Annotated in this window: 20 protein-coding genes; 9 read left to right on the top strand and 11 right to left on the bottom strand. The window is 36.2% G+C overall.

Annotated features, from left to right (window positions below; all coding sequences use genetic code 11):
- Positions 1–44 precede the first annotated feature (44 nt).
- Positions 45–1,322 (top strand): replication-associated recombination protein A, encoded by a 1,278-nt coding sequence (locus ACZ2G0_RS06335; protein WP_470309506.1) that lies wholly within the window; start codon positions 45–47, stop codon positions 1,320–1,322.
- Between the two features lie 52 nt (positions 1,323–1,374).
- Here the strand turns inward: ACZ2G0_RS06335 and ACZ2G0_RS06330 are convergent, their stop codons facing one another.
- From ACZ2G0_RS06330 to radC, 3 genes are read right to left on the bottom strand one after another with little or no spacing between them, the layout of a single operon-like run.
- Positions 1,375–2,148 (bottom strand): hypothetical protein, encoded by a 774-nt coding sequence (locus tag ACZ2G0_RS06330; RefSeq protein WP_470309505.1) that lies wholly within the window; start codon positions 2,146–2,148, stop codon positions 1,375–1,377.
- A 2-nt stretch (positions 2,149–2,150) separates the two neighbouring features.
- The gene (locus ACZ2G0_RS06325) at positions 2,151–2,840 is read right to left on the bottom strand and encodes a YjjG family noncanonical pyrimidine nucleotidase (protein WP_470309504.1); all 690 of its coding nucleotides are present in this window, start codon (positions 2,838–2,840) and stop codon (positions 2,151–2,153) included.
- An 11-nt stretch (positions 2,841–2,851) separates the two neighbouring features.
- On the bottom strand, positions 2,852–3,544 hold the full coding sequence (radC, locus tag ACZ2G0_RS06320; RefSeq protein ID WP_470309503.1) for a RadC family protein: 693 nt from the start codon (positions 3,542–3,544) through the stop codon (positions 2,852–2,854).
- Between the two features lie 190 nt (positions 3,545–3,734).
- Here radC and ACZ2G0_RS06315 point away from each other — a divergent pair, with 190 nt between their 5' ends.
- Complete coding sequence (locus tag ACZ2G0_RS06315) at positions 3,735–4,289, top strand: DUF1287 domain-containing protein (protein WP_470309827.1); 555 nt, start codon at positions 3,735–3,737, stop codon at positions 4,287–4,289.
- Positions 4,290–4,328: 39 nt separating this feature from the next.
- Here the strand turns inward: ACZ2G0_RS06315 and ACZ2G0_RS06310 are convergent, their stop codons facing one another.
- From ACZ2G0_RS06310 to ACZ2G0_RS06300, 3 genes are all read right to left on the bottom strand, one after another.
- Positions 4,329–4,787, bottom strand: a complete 459-nt coding sequence (locus ACZ2G0_RS06310) for a GNAT family N-acetyltransferase (RefSeq protein ID WP_470309502.1) — start codon at positions 4,785–4,787, stop codon at positions 4,329–4,331.
- 5 nt (positions 4,788–4,792) lie between these two features.
- Positions 4,793–6,148 (bottom strand): UDP-N-acetylmuramate--L-alanine ligase, encoded by a 1,356-nt coding sequence (locus ACZ2G0_RS06305; RefSeq protein ID WP_470309501.1) that lies wholly within the window; start codon positions 6,146–6,148, stop codon positions 4,793–4,795.
- Between the two features lie 76 nt (positions 6,149–6,224).
- On the bottom strand, positions 6,225–6,938 hold the full coding sequence (locus ACZ2G0_RS06300; protein ID WP_470309500.1) for a tetratricopeptide repeat protein: 714 nt from the start codon (positions 6,936–6,938) through the stop codon (positions 6,225–6,227).
- 183 nt (positions 6,939–7,121) lie between these two features.
- Here ACZ2G0_RS06300 and ACZ2G0_RS06295 point away from each other — a divergent pair, with 183 nt between their 5' ends.
- The 3 genes from ACZ2G0_RS06295 (at position 7,122) to ACZ2G0_RS06285 (ending at position 15,339) form a co-directional block, all read left to right on the top strand.
- Complete coding sequence (locus ACZ2G0_RS06295; RefSeq protein ID WP_470309499.1) at positions 7,122–8,114, top strand: glycosyltransferase family protein; 993 nt, start codon at positions 7,122–7,124, stop codon at positions 8,112–8,114.
- 200 nt (positions 8,115–8,314) lie between these two features.
- Positions 8,315–8,776 (top strand): Mpo1 family 2-hydroxy fatty acid dioxygenase, encoded by a 462-nt coding sequence (locus tag ACZ2G0_RS06290; protein WP_470309498.1) that lies wholly within the window; start codon positions 8,315–8,317, stop codon positions 8,774–8,776.
- 269 nt (positions 8,777–9,045) lie between these two features.
- Positions 9,046–15,339, top strand: coding sequence for an alpha-2-macroglobulin family protein (locus ACZ2G0_RS06285; RefSeq protein WP_470309497.1), 6,294 nt, complete (start codon positions 9,046–9,048; stop codon positions 15,337–15,339).
- Between the two features lie 76 nt (positions 15,340–15,415).
- Here ACZ2G0_RS06285 and obgE read toward each other — a convergent pair whose 3' ends face one another.
- The 4 genes from obgE to hpt form a co-directional block, all read right to left on the bottom strand.
- On the bottom strand, positions 15,416–16,417 hold the full coding sequence (gene obgE / locus ACZ2G0_RS06280; protein WP_300289031.1) for a GTPase ObgE: 1,002 nt from the start codon (positions 16,415–16,417) through the stop codon (positions 15,416–15,418).
- Between the two features lie 141 nt (positions 16,418–16,558).
- Entirely contained in the window at positions 16,559–17,782 is a 1,224-nt protein-coding gene (locus ACZ2G0_RS06275) for a hemolysin family protein (protein WP_470309825.1), read from the bottom strand.
- A 203-nt stretch (positions 17,783–17,985) separates the two neighbouring features.
- Positions 17,986–18,558 carry an adenylate kinase gene (locus ACZ2G0_RS06270; protein ID WP_300289029.1) on the bottom strand — a complete coding sequence of 191 codons (573 nt, stop codon included), beginning with the start codon at positions 18,556–18,558 and terminating at the stop codon, positions 17,986–17,988.
- A 27-nt stretch (positions 18,559–18,585) separates the two neighbouring features.
- Positions 18,586–19,116: a hypoxanthine phosphoribosyltransferase gene (gene hpt, locus ACZ2G0_RS06265; RefSeq protein ID WP_470309496.1), complete on the bottom strand. Its 531-nt coding sequence runs from the start codon at positions 19,114–19,116 to the stop codon at positions 18,586–18,588.
- Positions 19,117–19,228: 112 nt separating this feature from the next.
- Here hpt and ACZ2G0_RS06260 point away from each other — a divergent pair, with 112 nt between their 5' ends.
- From ACZ2G0_RS06260 to purE, 3 genes are read left to right on the top strand one after another with little or no spacing between them, the layout of a single operon-like run.
- The gene (locus ACZ2G0_RS06260; protein WP_470309495.1) at positions 19,229–19,759 is read left to right on the top strand and encodes a hypothetical protein; all 531 of its coding nucleotides are present in this window, start codon (positions 19,229–19,231) and stop codon (positions 19,757–19,759) included.
- A 55-nt stretch (positions 19,760–19,814) separates the two neighbouring features.
- Positions 19,815–20,966 (top strand): 5-(carboxyamino)imidazole ribonucleotide synthase, encoded by a 1,152-nt coding sequence (locus tag ACZ2G0_RS06255; protein WP_470309494.1) that lies wholly within the window; start codon positions 19,815–19,817, stop codon positions 20,964–20,966.
- Positions 20,967–21,009: 43 nt separating this feature from the next.
- Complete coding sequence (gene purE / locus ACZ2G0_RS06250) at positions 21,010–21,495, top strand: 5-(carboxyamino)imidazole ribonucleotide mutase (protein ID WP_470309493.1); 486 nt, start codon at positions 21,010–21,012, stop codon at positions 21,493–21,495.
- A gap of 121 nt (positions 21,496–21,616) precedes the next feature.
- Here the strand turns inward: purE and ACZ2G0_RS06245 are convergent, their stop codons facing one another.
- Positions 21,617–22,285 carry a hypothetical protein gene (locus ACZ2G0_RS06245; protein WP_470309492.1) on the bottom strand — a complete coding sequence of 223 codons (669 nt, stop codon included), beginning with the start codon at positions 22,283–22,285 and terminating at the stop codon, positions 21,617–21,619.
- Positions 22,286–22,489: 204 nt separating this feature from the next.
- On the opposite strand from ACZ2G0_RS06245, the gene ACZ2G0_RS06240 reads away from it, so the two are divergent.
- Positions 22,490–24,517, top strand: a complete 2,028-nt coding sequence (locus ACZ2G0_RS06240) for a M3 family metallopeptidase (RefSeq protein ID WP_470309490.1) — start codon at positions 22,490–22,492, stop codon at positions 24,515–24,517.
- The last annotated feature ends 85 nt before the right edge of the window (positions 24,518–24,602 follow it).

Genomic DNA, 24,602 nt, shown 5'->3' with positions numbered 1-24,602 from the left:
GGAGAGCTGGAATAGCTTCAAATAAAAAACAGTAATTTTGTACTATGGAAGCACCATTAGCAGAACGCATACGACCACAAAAGCTAGAAGATTATATTAGTCAGGCACATTTAATAGGGCCGGATGGTTCATTGACACAACAAATTTCGAAAGGAATTATTCCGTCCTTGATTTTTTGGGGACCGCCTGGTACCGGTAAAACAACCTTAGCACAAATTATTGCACAGGAATCGCAACGTCCTTTTTTTATCTTGAGCGCTATTAACTCTGGCGTTAAGGATATTCGGGAGGTTATTGACAAAGCAAAACAAAGTGGAGGCATGTTTACTGCCAAAAATCCTATTTTATTCATTGATGAGATTCACCGATTTAGCAAATCACAACAAGATTCGTTATTAGCGGCTGTCGAAAAAGGCTGGATTACATTAATAGGAGCCACTACTGAAAACCCGAGTTTTGAGGTGATTCCTGCACTACTTTCGAGATGTCAGGTTTATGTATTAAATGCCTTTACAGCAGCAGATCTTGAAGCCCTATTACAAAGAGCGATGCATACAGATGCCTTGTTGAAAACTAAAAATATAGAACTCAAAGAAACAGAGGCTTTATTGCGCCTATCGGGCGGCGATGGACGTAAATTGTTAAATATATTTGAGCTGGTTATTAATGCATCAGCGGACGAAAGGGTTACAATTACTAACGAACGTGTGTTTGCTTTAGTACAGCAAAATACTGTTTTATATGACAAAACAGGAGAACAGCATTACGATATTGTATCGGCTTTTATTAAATCGATAAGAGGTAGCGATCCTAATGGTGCCGTTTACTGGCTTGCTCGCATGATTGAAGGAGGTGAAGATGTGAAATTTATTGCTAGGCGAATGCTTATCTTATCGAGTGAAGATATTGGTAACGCGAATCCTACTGCTTTTATAATGGCCAACAATACGTTTCAGGCAGTGGCTACAATTGGCTATCCTGAAAGCCGCATTATTCTTAGTCAATGCGCTATTTATCTTGCTACATCACCTAAAAGTAATGCTTCATACCTAGCGATAGGTACAGCACAACAATTGGTAAAACAAACGGGCGACTTATCAGTCCCGATACATTTGCGAAATGCACCAACGAAACTCATGAAGGAATTAGGCTATGGCGAAGAGTACAAATATTCGCATGATTACCAAAATAATTTTACTGATCAGGAATACCTGCCTGATGCTTTAAAAAATACTCCTATCTACATTCCGGGCACAAACGCTAGAGAAAATACGACCAGAGATTTTTTAAAAAATAGATGGAAAGACAAATACGACTATTAATAAAAAAAGCAAGTACGACCGTACTTGCTTTTTTTTTATTGTAGCCTAATTTTTAAAACTTAACGGCAACGGTTTCTGACATTAAGGTTTCTCCCTGATAATATTCAAAAACCCACATACTGTCTTTTTTATACATTACCCCATTTGTGTTTCCTTTTTGAGCTAGAAAATAATCGGCTTTGGCTGTCTTTTGAATTTTAAAAACAACAGTTGGCGTACTGTCTATTAATTGAAAACCACTTGCCGTAGGCTGAGCATATAAAACGGCTGAACTTGGAACTGTAACGGCAACCGCAGCAGCTGAACTCACAGCAGTTTGAGACTCCCCACTAACACTTTCGGCCCTTACATCTGCTACTTTAATAACATCGGATTTAGGAGTAGCACTAGTAGCCACAGCATTTCCATTATATTTGTAATTTAAAGCGGTTACTGATTCGAATGCATTATTTAAAGCCTCCTTATAAGCGGTTTCATAATTTTTTTCTCTACTTTTTCCGATTTCAGATGTAAATACGACTTTTCCGTAACAGTCTTTAAAAACAACATAAAGTTTTGTAGTTAAAAATGCATTCTCTTTCACCACATCAACATTCAATAAATTGCAACGATCTCCATATTCTAAAGGTTTATCCTCATTAGCATAATAAGCTTCAAAACCTGCGTTGTTTAAATTAACCTTCGTTAAAGTAGCGATACGGTATTGATTATCTGTCTTCATAAACTCATATTTTAATGGTATGATGACTGCTTTATAGTCGTTGATAGATTGGCCGATTGCTAAACCCGACAGTAATAGGGCGATAAAAACTAGTTTCTTTTTCATAATTATAAATATTTTTTTAATTCTAACAAATGACTCACCTGCTTAATGTGAGCCGCTGTTTGCAACTGACTCTCATTAAAGAAAATCGCTTCTAATCCAATTTCCAAAGCACCTTCTACATCGGCATCGAGCGAATCGCCAATCATGATACTCTGTTCCTTCGTAGCATTAGCCACACGCAAAGCGTGTTCAAAAATAATTGGATTTGGTTTTTTGACACCCGCAGTCTCAGAATTTGTCACCGAGATAAAATAATGCTCTAAACGGGAATTTTTTATTTTTCGATCTTGCACATCTGCAAAACCATTGGTTATAATGTGAAGTTGATATTTCTCCTTTAAATAGTCTAAAATTTCGAAAGCGCCTTCAAAAAGATGATTGTTATCCGGTAACATATCAATGTAATCTTGAGCTATTACCGCGATAGCCTCATCTGATATTTCATATTCGATTGCATCAAAGGATTGCTTTAATCGATTGTACCGTAATTCTTCATGCGTTATTTTATCGTATTGGTACAACTGCCAACAGGCTTGATTGATTGGAACATATTTTTCGATAAAAGCTGCAACCGCTATCTCGGGATGCTTTTCTGCAAATATTTTAGCAAAAGTTAATTCTGAATTTTTTTCGAAATCCCATAACGTGTGGTCTAAATCAAAGAATACATCTTTAATATTTTCAATTTTCATACATTTTTATTTTAAAAAATACCTTCATCTACAAAACTGAAATAGTTAGTTTCAGTAATAATAAGATGGTCGAGTACTTTTATTTCCAGGCTATCACCTGCAAGCTTTAATTTTTTAGTTATTTGTTTATCAGCATCACTAGGAACGAGCGTACCTGAAGGATGGTTGTGACACAAAATTAATCCCGTTGCTCCCATTTCCAGTGCTGATTTAAAAACAATTCTAACATCAACCAGTGTTCCTGTAATACCGCCTTTACTCAATTGAGATTTCGATAAAATTTTATTTGAATTATTCAGATAAACGATCCAAAACTCCTCATGAGGCAACTCCCCTATTAAGGGCTGCATAATCTCAAATACCACTTTACTAGAAGTCACCTTTGTCATCACAACCGCATCTTCTGTTCTTCGGCGACGCCCTAATTCCATTGCGGCAATTATCGAAATCGCTTTGGCCTCACCAATACCCTTAAACAGCATTAATTGCGCTATTGTTAATTTCCCTAAAGCATTTAAATTGTTGTCTACACTTTTTAAAATCCTTTTACTAAGATCAACCGCCGACTCATTCCTACTCCCCGAACCAATTAAAATAGCAATTAACTCGGCATCACTGAGCGCAGCCTTGCCTTTAAGCATAAGCTTTTCTCTAGGTTTGTCGTCCTCGGACCAGTTTGTGATAGGGAAATTAGTGTGTTCCATCTAATAAAATAAATCAGGAGCATATATATTTGAGCTAAATTACGTAAAAAATTAGAATACGATACCGATAAAAAATGCAAACCTCTCAAAAATTATTTATCTTAGATAAAAAAACATGAAGCATATTCTACTAATAGTCATGGCAATAGTAGCTATAAACTGTATAAAAAAAGAGGGAATCCAATCCTCTATGGCAGTTGAGCATATTACTCCTCCTCAAACCTTTGAAGAAAAACTTTCCTCAGCAGCGATTTCCATAATTGACCCAATGGTTGTTTATGACCCTTCCTACATTAGCATTAAGTACCCTAATGGCGATGTCCCAGCCACTAAAGGTGTTTGCACTGATGTAATCATACGTGCTTACCGCAAGCTAAATATCGATTTACAAAAAGAAGTTCATGAAGACATGAAAACTAATTTTGCCAAATATCCCAACTTAAAAAAATGGGGAATGAGCAAAACAGACACGAATATTGACCATAGACGGGTTCCAAACCTAGAGACATTTTTTGAACGTAAAGGACAAAAACTAGCTGTAACTACTAATCCCTTAGACTACAAGACGGGTGAAATCGTAAGCTGGATGATTAATGGTAAACTACCACACATTGGTATTATCACCTCTAAAAAATCAGCTGACGGAAAAAGAAATTTGATTGTACATAACGTTGGCGGCGGCCAAGTCTTATCAGACTGCCTTTTCGATTACGAAATTGTTGGACACTTTAAATACAAAAAGTAAAAAAACAGCACTACTTATCGCAGTTCTATTTTAATCCTTCTAAATCCCTTTTCTCATGCAAATGCTATCTGCATAACCAACATAAGGAGGATAATTATCCGTAATAACATAGCCTGCTTTTTTATATAAACTAATTGCCTCGTCTTGCTTATACAGTGTTTCTAAAACAATCACAGAATATTTCAATTCTTTCGCCCAACCTTCCAATTGGGTAATTAGCAATTTTGCAAAACCTAATCCGCGAGCACTTTCTAGAACAAACATTCGTTTTAATTCGACTGTGCTTTCATCTTTTTCTTTAAAACAACCACAGCCTACCGCTATTTCATCCTGATAGATTAAGACTACATGAGGATTGAATTCGATAATATTATTTCCCCAATAATCAGGACCTGCCTCCGTATATCGTTCCCATAATCCTTTATCAAGCTGAGCAATTAAACTTCTAAAATCAAGATTATCGCTGGTCGTTCTAACGACAGTTACATTATCTTCCATTCGTCCTATTTCAATAACTCCTTTACTTCGTCAAAATTCAAACCACCGTAATTTCCTGAGCTCATCAATAATAAAGCCGAATTATCTAAATTCTTATTGAACAGATAATCTTTAAATTCAGCCGGATTGGTATAGATAACCAAATCTTTTCTGTTAAAAGCAGTCGCTATTTGATCATAAGTAACCTCTTCAAGTTGTTTTATTTTAACTGCATCGGGTGAGTAAAAAACAACTGCTTCATCAGCATAGTCTAATGCTCCTTCGTACTCCTTCAAAAACTCCGCATTTAAACTACTATACGTATGCAATTCCAAACATGCCACAACGGTTCTGTCAGGATATTGCTCTTTTACTGCTTTTGTAGTAGCTGCCACTTTACTAGGCGAATGCGCAAAATCTTTGTATGCTACTGCGCTTTTCGATTCGGCAATTTTTTCTAGTCTTTTAGACGCGCCTTTAAAACTTGCAATTGCTTCGTAAAATTCGGCTTCGTCTACGCCCATATTTTGGCAAATCCATTTGGCTCCAGCCAAATTATTCAGGTTGTGAGCGCCAAAAACTTCAATTGGCATATCTCCTTCGGGAGTTTCTAACAAAGTAGTTCCGTTTTCAACCTTGTAATTAGGCGTGCTGTAGGGTAATTTCCGAATAGGTTTAGTCGCAGCTTCGGCAACACGTTTTACTTCAGGATCGTTCTCGTTGTAAACTAAAATCCCTCCGTTAACTAACTTGCCAATAAAAATCTCAAACTGTTCAACATAGTTTTCATAAGTTGGAAAAACATTGATATGATCCCATGCAATACCGGAAATCAAGGCAATATTAGGCTGGTATAAATGAAATTTTGGTCGGCGATCAATTGGTGACGATAGGTACTCATCGCCTTCAAGCACGATAAAATCATTCTCTTCCGTTAAGTGAACCATAGTATCAAATCCTTCCAACTGTGCTCCTACCATGTAATCAACAGCAATGTCGTGATAATGCATCACGTGCAAAATCATCGAAGTGATGGTTGTTTTACCATGAGAACCACCTATGACAACTCTAGTTTTTGATTTAGACTGTTCGTATAAAAACTCTGGATAGGAATATATTTTCAATCCTAATTCCTGCGCCTTAAGTAGCTCCGGATTATCCGCCTTAGCGTGCATTCCTAGTATTACAGCTTCTATGTCTTTTGTGATTTTTTCAGGAAACCACCCAAGAGTTGCTGGCAAAATGCCTTTTTTTTCTAATCTTGACTTCGAAGGCTCAAAAATAGCATCATCGCTGCCCGTAACTTGATATCCTTTGTTGTGTAACGCCAAGGCTAAATTGTGCATCGCACTACCACCAATGGCTATAAAATGAGTTTTCATATTCTATTTGTCTATTTAAAGCCCTTACTTTTCTGTATTATTCGTTTGCAATCCTTTTTCTATACCGTATGATTCCTTACATATTTTTCTTACCGCTAGCTACTGCATTTTTATATTGCAATAAAGTTTCGGATGCCTTTGCAGGATCGTTCATTTTATTTCGATATAAGTCGGCTAATTTTTGATAACTAACCTTAGAATTTCCAATAGCAATTGCTTTTTTATAATATTGTTCGGCCTTACTGTATCTATTAAAATATTCCTCAATGTGACCTCTAGATAAATTTCCATCTACAGGAGACAATCGCATTAATTCCCCTGAATACCTAATTGCCTTTGACTCACTACCTCCTACTATACCAGGAAGTTTTAAATACAATTCTATCAATGCCCACCTTGCATCTATATGCTTAGGATCTATTTTAATCGCTTTTTCAAACGAACCTTTAACCTCATCAATCATCCCTAAGGCTCTAAATTTATTAACCTCAAGCGCTTTCATTCCTAACGCACCACCATATTTATAAAAATAATCGGCTTCAGTAGGTTTCGCAATTTTCAATTTTCCATAGTAAACTACCGCATCATCCCAAGATTTGTTCTGACCTGCAATATCACCTAAGTACTCAATGGCTTTTAAATTGCTTGGTTCTGTTTTTAAAATAGATTTAAAAACAAGTTCAGCTTGATCTGTTCTCCCTTCATCAAACAAACGCTGTCCTCTCTCTAAGTTAGTTTGCGACATAACAAGTATAGGTAGTACTAAAAAGATGATTAAAAAATATTTCATAGTTCAAAAATAAGTAAATTTTAAAGGATAAGGGAAATTTTGCCTCACATAAAAAAGCCAAAATTATCAAAATCAAATTGTAATGAAATAGAAAACTTTAAACAACCTTCCCATAACATACAACCAATACCTTAGTGCAATAATGATACCCGTATATTACTACGTGAAAAAAAACTACTGTAAATGAAAATATTTTACGCAATCCAAGCAACCGGAAACGGCCACATCAGTAGAGCCATGCAACTCTATCCTTATTTAAAAAAATATGGAAATGTAGACTTTATGCTAAGTGGTAATAATGCCACATTGGACGTGAAACTACCTATTAAATACAAAAGCATGGGATGTAGTTTACACTATAGCAAATGCGGAGGACTTAATTATTGGGACATTTTAAGAAACATTAAACCGCGTCAAATCTTTAAAGATTCCGATTCCTTACCATTAAAAAACTATGACATTATCATCAATGACTTTGACGCTATAACAGCTCTGAGCTGCAAAATGCAAAAAGTACATTCTGTTCAGCTAGGCCATCAGGCGAGTTTTACCTCAGCAGCTACGCCTAGACCCGATAAAAAAAGTTTAGTTGGCGAAATGATTCTAAAACATTATGCATCATCGCCTAAAAACATAGGATTGCATTTTCAACCCTACGATTCGTTTATCCTGCCACCCATTATTAAAGATGAAATTATAAAAGCAATACCTCAAAATCTAAATCACATCACGGTTTACCTCCCATCCTTTGATCAGGATTGCTTGGAAATGGCCTTTAATAAGTTACCATCTGTGCAATTTCATTGGTTTTTACATGGCACCACTGCAAAACACACCATTAAAAACATAACGTATTATCCGGTACAGCAAAAAACATTCAATAAAAGTTTAATTCAGTGCAACGGTATTATAACCGGTGGCGGATTCGAAACGCCAGCTGAAGCGCTATACCTAAAGAAGAAAGTTTTAAGCATACCAATTCGTAATCATTATGAGCAAGAATGTAACGCAGCAGCCTTAAAAAAAATGGGAGTTCCAATTGCGTACTCAGTCGATAAAAATTTTGACCAAATCATCGAAAACTGGCTCAACAACAAAATCACATATCCCAACATCCAAGCAAATAACATACCGGAAACACTAGAATATCTTTTTGACACCTACCACCAATTCTGAGATTAGTTTGGGAATGTCCCGCCAAAAAGCGGGTCGGGCTATACGCTTCAATCTTTTTTCGGTAAAAACCTCAAAAAGGATTTCCGCTACTATCCCTCATTCAAAAGTACATTTGCATTAAAATCAGCACCAATTACTCCCAAATTAACCTTCATAGCTTGCATTTCAGTTTTTTTACTACATTAGTAAAAAATAAAAACATGAAAACATTAGCACAATGGTTTGAGGAATATGGCGTAAGTCATAAAAATCTAACAAACAAAAAAATTCATTACATCTGTGTTCCACTCATCTTTTTTTCAGTAGTGGGGCTTTTTATGAGTATTCCTAGTTCGGTTTTGACTCCCTTGGCGAGCCTGCACCCTATTTTTGCTAATTGGGCATTTATTGTACTCCTTTTTGTACTCCTTTTTTATCTTAGATTATCTCTAAAAATGGGATTGCAAATGTTAGTATTCACTACCATTTGCTTAGTTGGAAATTTTATCATTGCACAGTTCTTACCTTTGTTATGGTTCTCAATTGGTCTATTTACTGTTGGTTGGATTGGGCAGTTTTACGGTCATAAAATCGAAGGTGTAAAACCATCGTTTATTAAAGACTTACAATTTTTATTAATTGGACCAGCTTGGGTAATCCATTCGGTTTTCAAGATAAATTAACTACCGCATAGCGTTAGCTTACTCATAAAATGCAGTATAATTTAAAAGTGGTTCTCCTTTTTTATAGGAATGAACCACTTTTTTGTTTTTACAGTTACAGCTAGATATATTGCTCGCCATATTTACACCATTTACGTCGAGCTGTACAATGACTACTTCCAAAAAGTAAGAAAAAACAATATTTAATTAATAGATATCTAATTAAAAAATAGTAATTTGTTCCTCATTTAAAGAAGTTCACTGATTACCAATCTTTTGAAAGCGCTATTATGAAAAACTTATTTTTGCTGTTCCTTTTACTCTCAACTGCTGCTTTTTCACAACAATTTGATAAAAAATGGAGTGAGGTTGTGGCAAACGAAAAGCTAGGCAAAATAAAAACGGCTAATGCCATTGTTAGTAAAATTTACAGCAAAGCAATAAAACAGCATGACGAAGTAGCAATCATCAAATGCTTTTTCTATCGTTCCAAATTCAGGCAAGTGCTCGAAGAAAATGCACAAAATAAAATTCTTACTGATTTAAATCAACAAATAAGCACAACAACAGGACCTACAAAAGCACTGCTGAATTTAATTTATTACAGCAGTTTACGAGATTACTACAATGAAAACGGCTATCTAATACACCGACGAACTAATTTAATATCAGATAGCGAGGATTTTTTAACTTGGACTGTCGCTGACTTTGAAACTAAAACACAACTTGCTATTGAGGCCACACTAGCCGACGAAGCTGTGCTCAAGAATACCCCTTTAACTGCGTATGAAGCAATTTTTGATTTTTTTACCATTGAAAAATTTAAAACTGATAACCTATACCATTATCTTTTAAAGGAAAACATACAATACTATACCTCCAAACTCAGTACTTGGGAATTCCAAAAAGACACTTTTGAATATAGTAAAAACCAGCTACTAGGAACAACAGCTGCTTTTACTACTCTAAAACTCGATTTTATTGAAAATACCAAACTCCAAAAGGTGCTGTCTTATTATCAAAAATTAGAAAAAGAAGAACCAACCTTCAAAAACATTCTCGATAGGCTGCAATTCTGTAATGAATATTTGATTGAGTCAGATGAGGATTTGCTTACTAGCTTAGCACAATTTAAAAAACAACTACAACAGCCAGCCGAGAATCAAAGACTGAATTTAGAAATGGCTATTTTATATGCTCAAACCGCTTCCAAAGAAAAGCATCCGGATTACAATACAAAAGCAATGACGTTATTGGATAGCATCATAATGACAAAAGATCGCTCCAATACCTATAAAAGAGCCATTCAAAAAAAGGAAGAAATAGGCACCAAATCGGTAACCATTCAACTACAAAAACAGCTGTACAATAATGAAAACGCTAGAGCATTTATTCGTCATCAAAACACGGATAATATCATTATTTCCTATTACAAGATATCAAACGCTATCGCAACCGATTTAGGCATTTACAGGTCAAATAGAGATAGTATTGTAAAATCTATCAGAAAAAGCTACAAACCAATTGTCTCTAAAAAATATGATCTTCGAGATAAAAAAGATTATTTTGAGTACACTACAGAAGTACTTTTGCCACAATTAGAAACCGGAAATTACCTTGTTTATTTTGAAAGTGCTCTTAATGCGAATGAAACAAAAGGATTTGGATATGATAACATAACCATATCAAATTTATCTTTGCTAGCCAACACAAAGGAAAACACAGAATACTACACAGTTCTCGATCGAAAAACGGGAAAACCTCTTGAAAATGTTACCATCACATCAATGGAGTTCAAACTTAAAACCAATGCTAAAGGTGTAGTAAAGTACAAGAAAACAATTGCTAAAAACAACTACTACAACTATTCCTCATTACAACTTAGCACCGCTACAGATACGCTTACAATTAATAAAGATTATTTAATAACTGCAGAAGATTATGCGCTTGATAGTGAACGAAATTTTGACGGAAAAGTAGAATTCTTCCTAGATCGCGCTATCTACCGTCCCGGCCAAACCGTTTATTACAAGGGAATCGCTGTTCAAAAAAAGGACAACCAAACCACAATTGTTCCTAAAACTACTTTTACGATAATTATTGAAGACCCTAATGGAACCGAACTGAAAGAATTTAATGTAGTTACCAACGATTTCGGTTCTTTCTTTGGTGAATTTGTACTACCAACAACTGGTTTGACTGGGAATTTTACGATTCGAGCTGAAGAGCCCGACGAATATGAAAAAGACGCTACTTATGATGTAGACAAGGACGAGCATCCGTTTTGGGATAATGTCAATTTTAATTATTCGACCATTGGATTTAAAGTAGAAGAATACAAGCGACCAAAATTTGAAATTAGTATCGACCAAATAAAAGAAACGGTTTTAGTGAACCAAACGATAAAAGCAATTGGAAAAGCAAATGCTTTTTCAGGCAGTACCATCTCTAACGCTAAAGTAACCTACACCATTGAGAGAATGGTTTTTAATCCAATCGCCTATAGATACGGCAACTATGAAAAGCCAGAAATTATTACCTCTAAAACTACTGAAACCGATGCGAACGGGAAATTTGATATTGAATTCATAGCGGTACCTTCAACTCAATCTAAAAAAGCAGATCAACCTATCTTTAGCTATTTTATCGAAGCTGATATTACTGATAGCAATGGCGAAACGCGTTCGCTTCGTACATTAATTGCCAAGGCAGGTTATCATGCATTAGAGTTAAAAGCAACTTTAGCTGCAAAAATAGAAACCGCAGATGTAAACGAGATCAAACTATCAAGTCAAAATTTAAACGGTCAATTTGTCCCAACTAAAGGACAAGTTAAGTTGTACTTACTTAAACCTACCAGTCCTACTTTCAAGTCCAGAGTTTGGTCTTATCCTGATTATTCTACTATTTCAAGTACCGAATTTGCACGGTTATTCCCTTATGAAATAAACAATGATCCACAATTGGAGAAAGAACTAGTCCCAACATTATTGTTTACAAAAAACGTGGACACTAAAACAGACAAAGCTATTCCGCTGGACTTCATCAAAAACTATCAGTCAGGGTCGTATAAAATTGTCTTCACAGCTTTAGATGAATTTAAAAATGAAGTAGAAGGCGTAACCGAATTCCAAATTCACCAATCAACAGAAAAGACAACGACTAATGAGCTATTTACGCTCAAACAAATCAACAAAAACCCTAAAAAAGACGGTTTTGTTACCATTGAAATTCGTTCTGTAATCGATACGTTACATATGAAGGCGGTTGCAAACTATGCTAGCGGCACTTTTTATGAAAATACGGTAACGGTACAAAATCACATTGCCACAGTTACCATTCCGGTGCGAAAAGAATTTGAGAATGAATTCAAAATTGGCTTCGAAACAATTTTCGAAAATCAATTATTTACAAACCAAATTGCCATTGCATTGGAATCCATTGAAACCAAATTGGACTTTGAAGTAGAAAGCTTTAGAAACAAATTAGAACCGGGAAACCTAGAAAACTGGTCTTTTAAACTCAATGCCACCAATACCCAAAAAGAGACCGAAATCCTAGCCTCTATGTACGATAGTTCCTTAGATCAATTTACAAAAACAGATTGGCGTGGTGCCGAATTCCCCACCTATAATTACAATTATATTGAAAACAGAACGGCTTTGGGATTTGACGAGACTTATACGGATCTAGAATTCAATGACAGTAACTACACTGTATTTGATATCCAGGATGAATTAACTACACTCAAGTGGTTTGGCTTCAATATAAATGAATCTAATTATGAAAAGTTTGATACTAACCCTAATAAACTTAGTGCCGATGATAATGTAATTTTATCTGAAACATTAAAAGGAGACCCTGACGCTGTGCTTTCATTTGCACCAAGCGCAAAAGTTGATCAAGTGAAATTTGTCAAACCAGTTACTGCCAAAGCAGAAGAACTTAATGAAATAGTAGCAGTAGGCTACGGAACTAAAAGTAAAAAAGCGCTAGCAGGAAGTGTCGCAGGAGTGCAAATTCGCGGTGCTAGTTCTGGGAACGGCTCTGCATCTATTTTATATATTGTCGATGGAGTTGAAACTTCGGCTGATGATGCTGGCAGAATAAATCCAACTGACATTCTATCGGTCGAAGTCTTGAAAGATGCAAAAGCGACTGCTCTTTACGGAAGCAAAGGTAAAAACGGAGTCATCCTAGTGACTACTAAAAAAGCGCTCGAAGCACTAACGCAGGTAAAAGCCCGAACGAACCTCGCAGAAACTGCCTTTTTCTATCCTGATTTAAAAACGGATAAGAACGGAAAACTGAGCTTTAGCTTTACTTCACCTGAAGCATTAACGGCTTGGAAATTACGTTTGCTTGCACACAATAAAAATGCAGTGAGTGGCTATTTAGAAAAAACAGTTATCACACAAAAGGAACTGATGGTAACTCCTAATTTTCCTCGTTTTCTACGTGAGAAAGATACGATTATTATAATTACTAAAATTGCTAATGCAACTGCTACTCCTAAAGCGGGCATTGCCATTTTACAACTTTTTGATGCTTCAACAATGCAATCGATCGATGCAAAAATGTTAAATGTAAAAACCACCAAAAATTTTGCTATTGGCGCCTTTGGCAATACCACCGCTAGTTGGCAAATAGTGATCCCCGAAGGTTTACAAGGAGTACAATACCGCGTTTTGGCAAAAGCGGGAAATGTTTCTGATGGAGAAGAGAATATCCTACCTGTGCTTACCAATGCGATGCTGGTAACAGAAAGTATTCCGGTTTGGGTACGTGAAAACACTAAAAAGGAATACACTTTTGAAAACTTAAAAAACAATACCTCAACAACCTTACGCAATCACCAGTTTACTTTGGAATACACTTCAAATCCTACCTGGTTAGCATTGCAATCCCTTCCGTATTTGATGGAATACGAACATGAATGTGCTGAACAAACATTGGCTCGTTTCTACGCCAATGCTTTAGCGACTACCATCATTAACAGCAACCCTAAAATTGCAACTGTATTTGAGGACTGGAGAAAAAACGGAAAATTAACTTCTAAATTAGAAGTAAATGAGCAACTAAAGTCGATTATTCTAGCAGAAACTCCTTGGATAAACGATGCAAAATCAGAAGAGGAAAAGAAGCAAAAATTAGCGACTCTATTCGATCTAGATAAGATGAAACAAAGCCAAGATGCTACTTTCACTAAATTAAAACAAAAGCAAAAACCATCCGGTGCATTTAGCTGGTTTGACGGCGGCGAAGATAACGAATACATTACCAGACACATTGTTGCTGGTTTAGGCCATCTCGAAAAATTACAATCCGATACTCTCGCAAGTGCTACAATTAAAGCAATTACAAAGACAGCTGTGCCTTATCTCGACGCAAAGTTTTTGGACTATTACAAACGATCCCTTTCTAACCAAAATAAAAATGAGAAATTAGTTTGGATGAATCCGAATTCAGGACTGCATTATCTATACGCCCGCTCTTTCCAACTAAAGGCATACCCGCTATCAGACAGTTTAAAGAAAGTCACAACGGTATTCCTTACTAATATTAAAGAAAATTGGTTAGACTATTCCTTGTACGAAAAAGGAATGGCAGCTTTAGCACTGAATCGCTACGGAGAAGCAACTGCTGCTAAAAAAATTATCGAGAATCTCAAAGAAACTGCTTCTAGTAATGAAGATTGGGGCATGTATTGGATTGCCAATAATGCGGGCTGGTATTGGTACCAAGCACCTATCGAAACGCAAGCTTTGCTGATAGAGGCTTTTGCCGAAGTTAGCGCTGATACCAAATCAGTTGATGCGATGAAGGTGTGGTTATTAAAAAACAAACAGACGAAAAACTGGCCTACCACCAAATCTACTACCGAAGCGGTCTATGCCTTATTGTTGCAAGGCAGCGATTGGCTGAGCGTAAAAGACAATACGGTTATAAAGATAGGTGATGAAAAAATCCTAACTAAAAAACTATCCGCTGCTGTAAAGGAAGCAGAAACGGGTTACATCAAAATCAATTGGAAAGGGGACGAAATCAAGAAAGAAATGGCTTCTATTACAATCGACAATAAAAGTAAGGTTCCGGGATTTGGTGGGATTTATTGGCAATATTTTGAGGACCTAGATAAAATAAAGAACAATTCGGCTGCTAGTTTATCGGTTCAAAAAGAGCTCTATTTTAAAATCACCACCAACAAAGAAGCCGTTTTAGAAAAGTTCAGCACCAAGAAACCGCTGAAAATAGGCGATTTACTAACAGTACGACTAATTATTAAAGCTACCGAAAACATGGAATTTGTGCATTTAAAAGATATGAAAGCCTCTTGTTTTGAACCTGTTGATGTTTTATCTGGTTACGAATACACATCTGGTTTAGGATTTTACAAAAGCACTAGAGATGCAGCTACTCATTTCTTTTTTGACCAAATTAATAAAGGTACTTATGTTTTAGAATATGATATTCGAGTAAACAATCTAGGGGACTTCTCCAACGGAATCACGACCATACAAAGTATGTATGCTCCTGAATTCTCTAGTCACACGCAAGGCAAACGGGTACATGTAAAAGAATAAATACAACGAAGTAAACAATAAAAAAATCCGCTTCAAGAGACTTGAAGCGGATTTTGTATTAATAATGACTAACTAATTAGTCGTTCAGCATTTTCCAAAGTTTGTCTTTTAACTCCGTCAACCCAATTTGAGCTACTGAGGAAATAAACATATACGGAACCTCTTTGAATGACACATCCAACTCGGCTTTAAGTTCTGCTCTCAATTCATCATCAAGCATGTCAATTTTAGAAATCACTAGTAAACGTTCTTTATCCAACATTTCAGGATTGTACTTCGTTAGCTCGTTTACTAAAATATCATATTCACCTTTAATATCTGGTGTATCAACAGGAACTAGGAATAGCAAAGTCGAATTTCTTTCGATATGTCTCAAGAAATAGTGTCCTAATCCTTTTCCTTCGGCAGCACCTTCGATAATTCCAGGAATATCTGCAATTACAAACGATTGATAATCTCTGTATGCTACAATTCCTAAGTTAGGTTTCAACGTTGTAAACGGATAATCAGCAATTTTTGGCTTAGCCGAAGTCAATACGGAAAGCAAAGTTGATTTCCCTGCATTAGGAAAACCTACTAAACCTACATCAGCCAAAACTTTAAGTTCTAGAATAACGTCCATCTCGACACCCGGTAATCCCGGTTGTGAGTAACGAGGCGTTTGGTTAGTCGAACTTCTAAAATGCCAGTTTCCTAAACCACCTTTACCTCCTCTTGAAAGTACTTGCTTCTCTCCATCCTCAGTAATTTCGAATAAGATCTCGCCTGTTTCTTTGTCTTTTACTACCGTTCCTAATGGTACTTCGATGAATTTATCATCACCATCAGCTCCTGTACTTCTATCACCACTACCATCACCACCATTTCCGGCTTTGATATGACGTGCAAATTTTAAGTGAAACAAAGTCCAAAGCCCTTTGTTACCTACAAGAAAAACGTGTCCTCCACGACCTCCATCTCCTCCATCAGGACCTCCTTTTTCAATAAATTTCTCTCTGTGTAAGTGCGTAGATCCTTTTCCTCCTTTACCGGATGAAACAAATATTTTTACATAATCTACGAAATTCCCTTCTGTCATAACTCTTTATTTAATTGTAATAATCCCTAGCTAATCGCCTACTACTTTTTGCAATTCGGCTGTAAGCACTGATTATCATTTCTATGTTTGATTATAGCTTGGCAAATGCCTACTAGTAATCAAGTTGTATTCCTTATACTTTTAATTCCGTAGTGATTTCACAATCACTTTATCAATTTTGACACCATCCATATCGATGACTTCTAACTCAAAGTCATTCCAAAATAGTTTTTCACCTTGTTTTGGGATATGTGATAATTCAGTCATTATTAATCCACTTACTGTTGTAACATCGTAATCATTTATCAAATCATCTAACTCAAAATAGGTTAAAAAATCGTGTAATGAATAATGACCATCTACTAACCAGCTACCGTCTTCGCGTTCTACTAACTGAAAATCATCTTTGTAAAACTCAGCAGCATCACCCACTAAAGCTTCTAAAATATCATTTAGTGTAATAACTCCTTGAAAACTTCCGTACTCATCAGCGACAAATGCATAATGAATACCGGTTTTTTTAAATTGCTCTAAAGCCGTGTAAGCCGTAGTATGTTCCATTAAAAACGGCGCATCTGATGTGATATTTTTTAAACTAAAATCAGGATTGTCGATCGTTGCAAAAATGTTTTTTAAGTTCGCTACGCCAACAATATCATCATAATTTTTATTGTAAACGGGATAAATCGAATGCAGCTCTTCCAGCATCGATTCTTTTACCGCTTGCTTATTAGCGCCAACTTCTAAAAACACTACCGATTTACGGTGTGTCATTAAGGAGTTGATTTTTCGGTCGCCAATATGAAAAACACGTTCTACAATATCTTGTTCAATCTCTTGTACTTCACCGCCTTCAGTTCCTTCTTTTATAATGGCTTTAATTTCCTCTTCGGTTACTTTGCCGTCAGCCGAAGGGCGTATTTGTAATACCTTCAAAAGGAATTCCGTTGAGTGTGTCAATAACCAAATAAAAGGAGCTGTTACTATTGAAACAACCTTCATAGGCATCGCCACCGCTTTAGCAATAGCTTCTGGATGATTCAACCCAATACGTTTAGGCAATAGTTCCCCTAAAACCAAAGAGAAAAAAGTCAAAATCACAACTACTACACCTACAGCAATCGTGGGTGCATAGGGTTTTAAGATTTCAAACGAGCTAACAAACAATTGCACATCAGTCGTGATTTTATCACCACTATAAATACCGGTTAAAATACCAATTAGGGTAATCCCTATTTGCACTGCCGATAAAAACTTGTTTGGCGAATTAGCCAACTCTAAAGCAACTTGCGCACTTTTATTTCCTTTTTTTGCTGCGGATTCTAGTCTGGTTTTTCGAGCTGAGATCAACGCGATTTCAGACATCGAAAAGAGTCCGTTTAGTAAAATCAGAAAAAGTATGATTAGTATTTCCATATTTTTTTTAGCCCAGATGGAAGCAAAAAGTGCGAAACTTGTAAAACTCTATTTTTCTCGATAAAAAAGAGCGACCAACGGAAGCTCCTTTTTTATAATAGAAAAATAGTTTTACGAGCGAGAACTTGTCGCGTACAGCTGGAAATTGCTTCTTATAAATTATCAATAACTGCACTTAAACGAAGGGTGATTTCGTCGATCGACCCTATACCGTTTACGGCATGAAACTTTCCTTGCTCTTTGTAATACCCCATTAAAGGAGCTGTTTTTTCATTGTATTCTTGGTAACGATTTCTGATTTTCTCTTCGTCTTGATCGTCTGGTCTGCCTGATGTTTTTCCGCGATCTAGTAATCGTGCGACTAGGATCTCATCATCAGCTTCTAAGGCGATTGTTGCCGTAATACTTTGTTCTTTTGATTCTAAAAACACATCTAGCGCTTGGGCTTGAGAAAGCGTTCTTGGAAAACCGTCGAATAAAAAACCTGCTGAATCTGGATTGTTATCAACCTCAGCTTGTAGCATTTTAATGGTTACATCATCCGGAACTAACTCCCCTTCATTCATGAATGTTTGCGCTAGTTTCCCTAAATCGGTTCCATTTTTAATGTTGTATCTAAAAATATCTCCAGTAGAAAGATGTGTTAGATTGTATTTTCCTTTTAAAAATTCGGCCTGAGTTCCTTTTCCTGCTCCTGGTTTCCCAAATAAAACAATGTTAATCATAATGTTGTTGCGTAGTTATAATTGTAGTTATTCTTTTAGTTTGTATACTTCGGGTAAGTTGCGTCCTAGACCATCGTAGTCTAGACCAAATCCTACGATAAATTTATTAGGAATACGGATCCCTACATAATCGATTGGAAAGTCTTTTTTGTACGCTTCAGGCTTAAAAAAAAGTGTAGCTACTTTTAATTGCTTCACGTTTTGCTTGCTAAATATATGGTGTAATTCTTCGATCGTATTTCCTGTGTCTACGATATCCTCGATAATCACCACTGACCTACCTGCAAGATCTTGATTGATTCCAATAAGTTGCTTTACATCATTAGTGGAACTAGTACCTTGATACGAAGCCATTTTCACAAAGCTCAGTTCGCAATTTCCTTTATAATTTTTCATAAAATCAGAAACAACCATAAAAGAACCGTTTAGTACACCAATAAAAACGGGTACTTCATCTTTAAAATCAGCCTCAACTTGTGCGGTCATTTTTGCTATTGCATGACCAATTTCCTCACTAGAAAGAAATGGAACAAATTGTTTATCGTGTAGTTGAATCATTATTTTTGTGTTTAAAATAATGCGCAAAGATAGGGATTTCAAAATTTAGAATTCAGAATAAAAATCATAAGAATAGACTTCCAATGAAAATAAAAGGTATTTTTACTTCAATATGAATGAGGAGCTTTATAAAAAGATAGCAAATAGCAGTGCGTATCGTGCAAGTCGAGATGAGAATGCAAATGAAATTTTAAGTAATCCTCATTTATTCTGTGATTTAGTAGCCATAGCTTTAAACACCTCTGATGCGAATCACTTTAAGGCTTGCTGGATTATGGAAATTGTTTTAGAACAACAATTGTTTTTACTAACTGGCTTTTTAAACACCTTTTGCGATCAACTGCCCCATTATAATAACGAAAGTGCGTTGCGCTCGATTTCAAAGATTTGTTTATTTATAAGTCAGCATCTTGCTTTAAGTCCTCAACAAGAGGAACAAATTACCGAATCTTGCCTGGATTGGCTCATTGACGAAAAAAGAAAAGTAGCCACAAAGGCCTACGCTATTCGAACCTTATTTGAATTAGGCAAAACAAGAAAATGGATTTACCCTGAGTTAAAACGAATTTTAACTGACGATTATGGCAAATATTCTGCTGGGTACCAAGCAGTCGCAAAGGAAATCGTCAAGAAAATAAAATAGCGTTTTCGCATTTGATACAGAAAAAGTATCTTTACACGCAACAAACAACTACACAATGAATTATTTTTCTTCTGATTTCAAACTAGGAATTTTAGGAGGTGGACAATTAGGTAAAATGCTCCTATTTGAAACCCGAAAATTCGATATCCAAACCTACGTTTTAGACCCAAGCGACGAAGCTCCTTCAAGAATGGCTTGCAACCAATTTTACAAAGGCGACTTAATGAACTTTGAAACAGTTTACCAATTCGGAAAAATGGTTGATGTATTAACCATCGAAATTGAATTAGTTAATCTAGAGGCTCTGGAAAAGTTAGAAAGTGAGGGTTTAAAAGTATATCCATCACCAAAAACCTTAAAAGCCATTCAGAACAAAGGAAAGCAAAAGGATTTTTATGTTAAAAATAACATCCCTACTTCAAAACACCTTCGTTTTGTAGATTTAGCCGACTTGAAAATGGCGTTAGAAAAAGAAGAGCTTGAAATGCCATTTGTATGGAAGTGTGCCGAATTTGGTTATGACGGAAATGGGGTTAAAATTGTTCGATCGACGCTTGATCTAATTAACTTACCTGATGTAGAATGTATTGCCGAGGACATGGTTCCTTTTAAAAACGAACTTGCGGTAATTGTTTGTCGCAATCCATCGGGCGAAATTAAAACCTATCCTGTGGTCGAAATGGAATTTCATCCTGAGGCCAATCAAGTAGAATATGTAATTTGTCCCGCTCGAATCGATACTCAAGTAGCTGAAAAAGCAAGAGCGATTGCCCTGAATGTTTCAGAGCAATTTAATCATGTTGGCCTACTTGCCGTCGAAATGTTCCAATCGAAAGATGACGAAATTTTAGTGAACGAAGTAGCTCCTCGCCCACACAACTCCGGTCATTACTCGATAGAAGCTAGTTATACCTCCCAATTTGAGAATCACATTCGCGCCGTTTTAAATCTCCCCCTTGGAAATACAGATAGTAAGGTGGCAGGAATCATGGTAAACCTAGTGGGTGAAGATGGATTTACTGGAAATGTAATCTATAAAAATATTGAAACTATACTGGGATGGAATGGTGTAACACCACATATCTATGGTAAAAAACAAACTCGCCCTTTTAGAAAAATGGGACATGTTACCATTGTAAATGAAGACATGGCTACAGCTCGAAAAATTGCTGAAGATGTTAAGAATACTATTCGAGTAATCGCTTAAATAAATTGAATAATTAAAAGATTCAACCTTTAAATAACAAAAAATGAAAGTAGCCGTAATCATGGGAAGCATCTCTGATATGCCAGTCATGCAAGATGCCATCACTATACTAAAAGAATTTGGAATCGAAACAGAGGTAGACATTGTCTCTGCACATAGAACTCCTGAAAAACTATTTGATTTTAGTCAAAATGCACATACTCGCGGAATCGCAGTTGTGATTGCTGGTGCCGGTGGTGCTGCACATTTACCAGGAATGGTCGCTTCGATGTCACCGTTACCTGTAATAGGTGTGCCTGTAAAATCGAGCAATTCAATTGATGGATGGGATTCGGTTTTATCAATACTTCAAATGCCTGGTGGTGTTCCAGTAGCAACTGTTGCCTTAAATGGCGCCAAAAATGCAGGGATATTAGCTGCTCAAATTATAGGTTCGTCTAACAAAGACGTTTTAGATAAAATTATAGCTTACAAACTTGGACTGAAAGAAACAGTGCTTTTGGCTTCGGAAAGTCTGCATAAAAAATAGTCTCGCTTTCGCAGAGATTCGATAAGAAAAAAACAAAGATTCGCTAAGAAGATTTCGATACTACTCACAGAAAAATTTGTGAATTGTGGCGAACCCTTAGCGAATCTCTGTGTAAGAAAACCTAATCTTCTTCCTCGATTTCTTCCAATACCGCTTCATATTCAGATGCAATGATATCATCATTGTTAATCCAATTTTCAGAAGTAACTAAACTGTAATTCACATTATCAGTCGTATTTAATTCCCAAATAATGGCTGCTGCATTGGGAAACGGAATATTCTGAGTCATTTGGTCGTCGAATAAGCGCTTAATCAAATTACGGTCAGATAAACCGTTATTCAATAATTTCAAAACATTTTCGGCTGTTAATTCTTTTGGCTCACCATCTACCGGAGTCATTGCATAATGGACAACCGAGGCTTTTGCATTGGGAAATTTACCATTATAAGCTTTAAAAAGTAATTGATTGATATGAAACAATCGGCCTTGCATGTGAATTTCAGGATACTCCTCACATACTTTATCAATTAGCATATTATGAGATATCTGCTCGATTTGTCCTTCATTTAACTCTTCTCCCAACTTATAATCCAATATTATTGCAGCTGCTTCGTGTGGTTCATAATCAGAGATTGCCATGCCTAATAATTCTGGTAAATTCTTCACCTCAGCAGTAGCCGCATCAGGAAAATTAAATCGTTCACATAACTGAATTAAGTCTTCGGTAGACCAATATCCTTCCACTTCATTTACGGTATCAATTCTTTTTATTGCTATTTTGTAATTCATTTTTATCTTTTATGTTAGTAAATAAACGCTTCTTGTTCTATTTCGAAGCTTTGTTACAAGATAGTAAATTCGACTGCTTATTTGCTACGATTTTTGTTAAGTTTAACAGTAATGAGGTGGTAACTACCACTTGCTTTTTTAATTAATCCTTACCTTTGCAAGGATAACTATTTATTCTATTTAATGATTATTAAGAACAAAATAATGACTGTACTTACTCAAAAATTTACCACAAAATACGATACTGCCCCTTTTTCACAAATAAAAAACGAAGATTACCTTCCTGCTCTAAAAGAAGGAATAGCTTTGGCAAAAGCTGAAATCGATGCTATTGCAAATAATCCCGAACTGCCGACCTTCGAAAATACCATCGTTGCAATGGATTTCGCTGGTGACATCTTAGATCGTGCTTCAAGTATTTTCTTTAATTTGAACTCGGCAGAGACCAATGACGAATTGCAAAAAATCGCTCAAGAGATTTCTCCGTTATTATCAGAATTCGGAAATGACATCACGCTAAATCCAACTTTGTTCGCACGTGTAAAAGCGGTTTATGATTCGAAAGATTCACTTGCACTTACTCCAGAGCAAGCCACTTTATTGGACAAAAAATACAAAGGTTTTTCTCGGAATGGAGCTAACTTACCAGAGGACAAAAAAGACCAACTCCGTGCGATTGACAAAGAATTATCAAAATTAAGCTTGCAGTTTGGCGAAAATATTTTAGCAGAAACCAATGCTTTCGAAATGCATTTAACCGACGAAAAGGATTTGGCCGGACTACCAGAAGGAACTATCGAAGCGGCTCGTTCTTTGGCGAAAGCCCAAGACAAAGAAGGTTGGATTTTTACTTTGGATCACCCTAGCTACGTTCCGTTTATGACATACGCAGATAATCGTGAATTGCGTAAAAAATTGGCAATCGCTTTTGGAGCAAGAGGATTTCAAAATAACGAATTCGACAATCAAGAAATTGTTTTAAAAATTGCTAAACTCCGTTTTGAGCGTGCACAATTACTAGGTTATGCAACGCATGCTCACTTTGTATTGGAAGAACGTATGGCGCAAACTCCAGATCAAGTTTTCTCTTTCTCCAATAATTTATTAGAAAAAGCAAAACCAGCTGCCTTGAAAGAATTTGCAGAATTGCAGGCTTTCGCCAAAGAAACAGACGGAATCGAGACTCTAGAAAAATGGGACGGTAGTTACTATTCAGAAAAATTAAAGCAAAAATTATTTGATTTTGATGACGAAAAGTTGAAGCCTTACTTTCAATTAGAAAAAGTACTAAACGGTGCTTTTACAATTGCTCAAAAATTATACGGATTGACTTTTACCGAAGTATTTGACATTGACAAATACCATCCCGAAGTAATGACCTACGAAGTTACTGATGAGAAAAAAGAGTTAGTCGCTATTTTCTATGCCGATTTCTTCCCGAGAAAAGGAAAACGAAACGGTGCTTGGATGACTTCATTCAAATCGCAATATGTAAAAAACGGGATTAACGAAAGACCGCATGTGTCTAATGTTTGTAATTTCACTAAACCAACAGAAACCAAACCATCCCTATTAACATTTAATGAAGTGACCACTTTATTTCATGAATTTGGACATGGATTGCACGGCATGTTAGCCAATACAACTTACCCAAGTTTATCAGGAACATCCGTTTTTTGGGATTTTGTAGAATTGCCAAGTCAAGTGATGGAAAACTGGTGCTACGAGCCTGAGGCTTTGGCTTTGTTCGCAACGCATTACCAAACAGGTGAGGTTATTCCGCAAGAATATGTAGAGAAAATCAAAGCGAGCGCGAGTTTTCAAGAAGGATTGGCAACGATGCGACAGTTGAGTTTTGGATTATTAGACATGGGATGGCATGGTCAAGACCCAACCAACATAACAGATGTTAAGGCTTTTGAAACCGAACAATTTGAATCTACTCGATTATACCCAGAGGTTGCCGAAAATGCTATGAGCACTGCTTTCTCACATATTTTTCAAGGTGGTTATTCATCAGGATATTATAGCTATAAATGGGCAGAAGTATTAGATGCTGACGCTTTTGAATTGTTCCAAGAAAAAGGAATTTTCAATAGAGAAGTTGCTACAAAATTCAAAGACAATGTACTTTCAAAAGGAGGAACAGAACCACCAATGGAATTATACAAACGCTTTAGAGGACAAGAACCGAAGCCTGATGCTTTATTGAAAAGAGCGGGACTGTTGTAAACTTTAAAAGCATTTTTTTTACCATTAAGAAATTAAGATAATTAAGCAACAACTGCTTAACTAAACTTAATTCCTTAATGGTTTT

The organism is Flavobacterium sp. KKT103, from assembly GCF_055640565.1.
The sequence above is the reverse complement of the archived record's forward strand: the minus strand, read 5'-3'. Positions and strand labels throughout refer to the sequence as shown.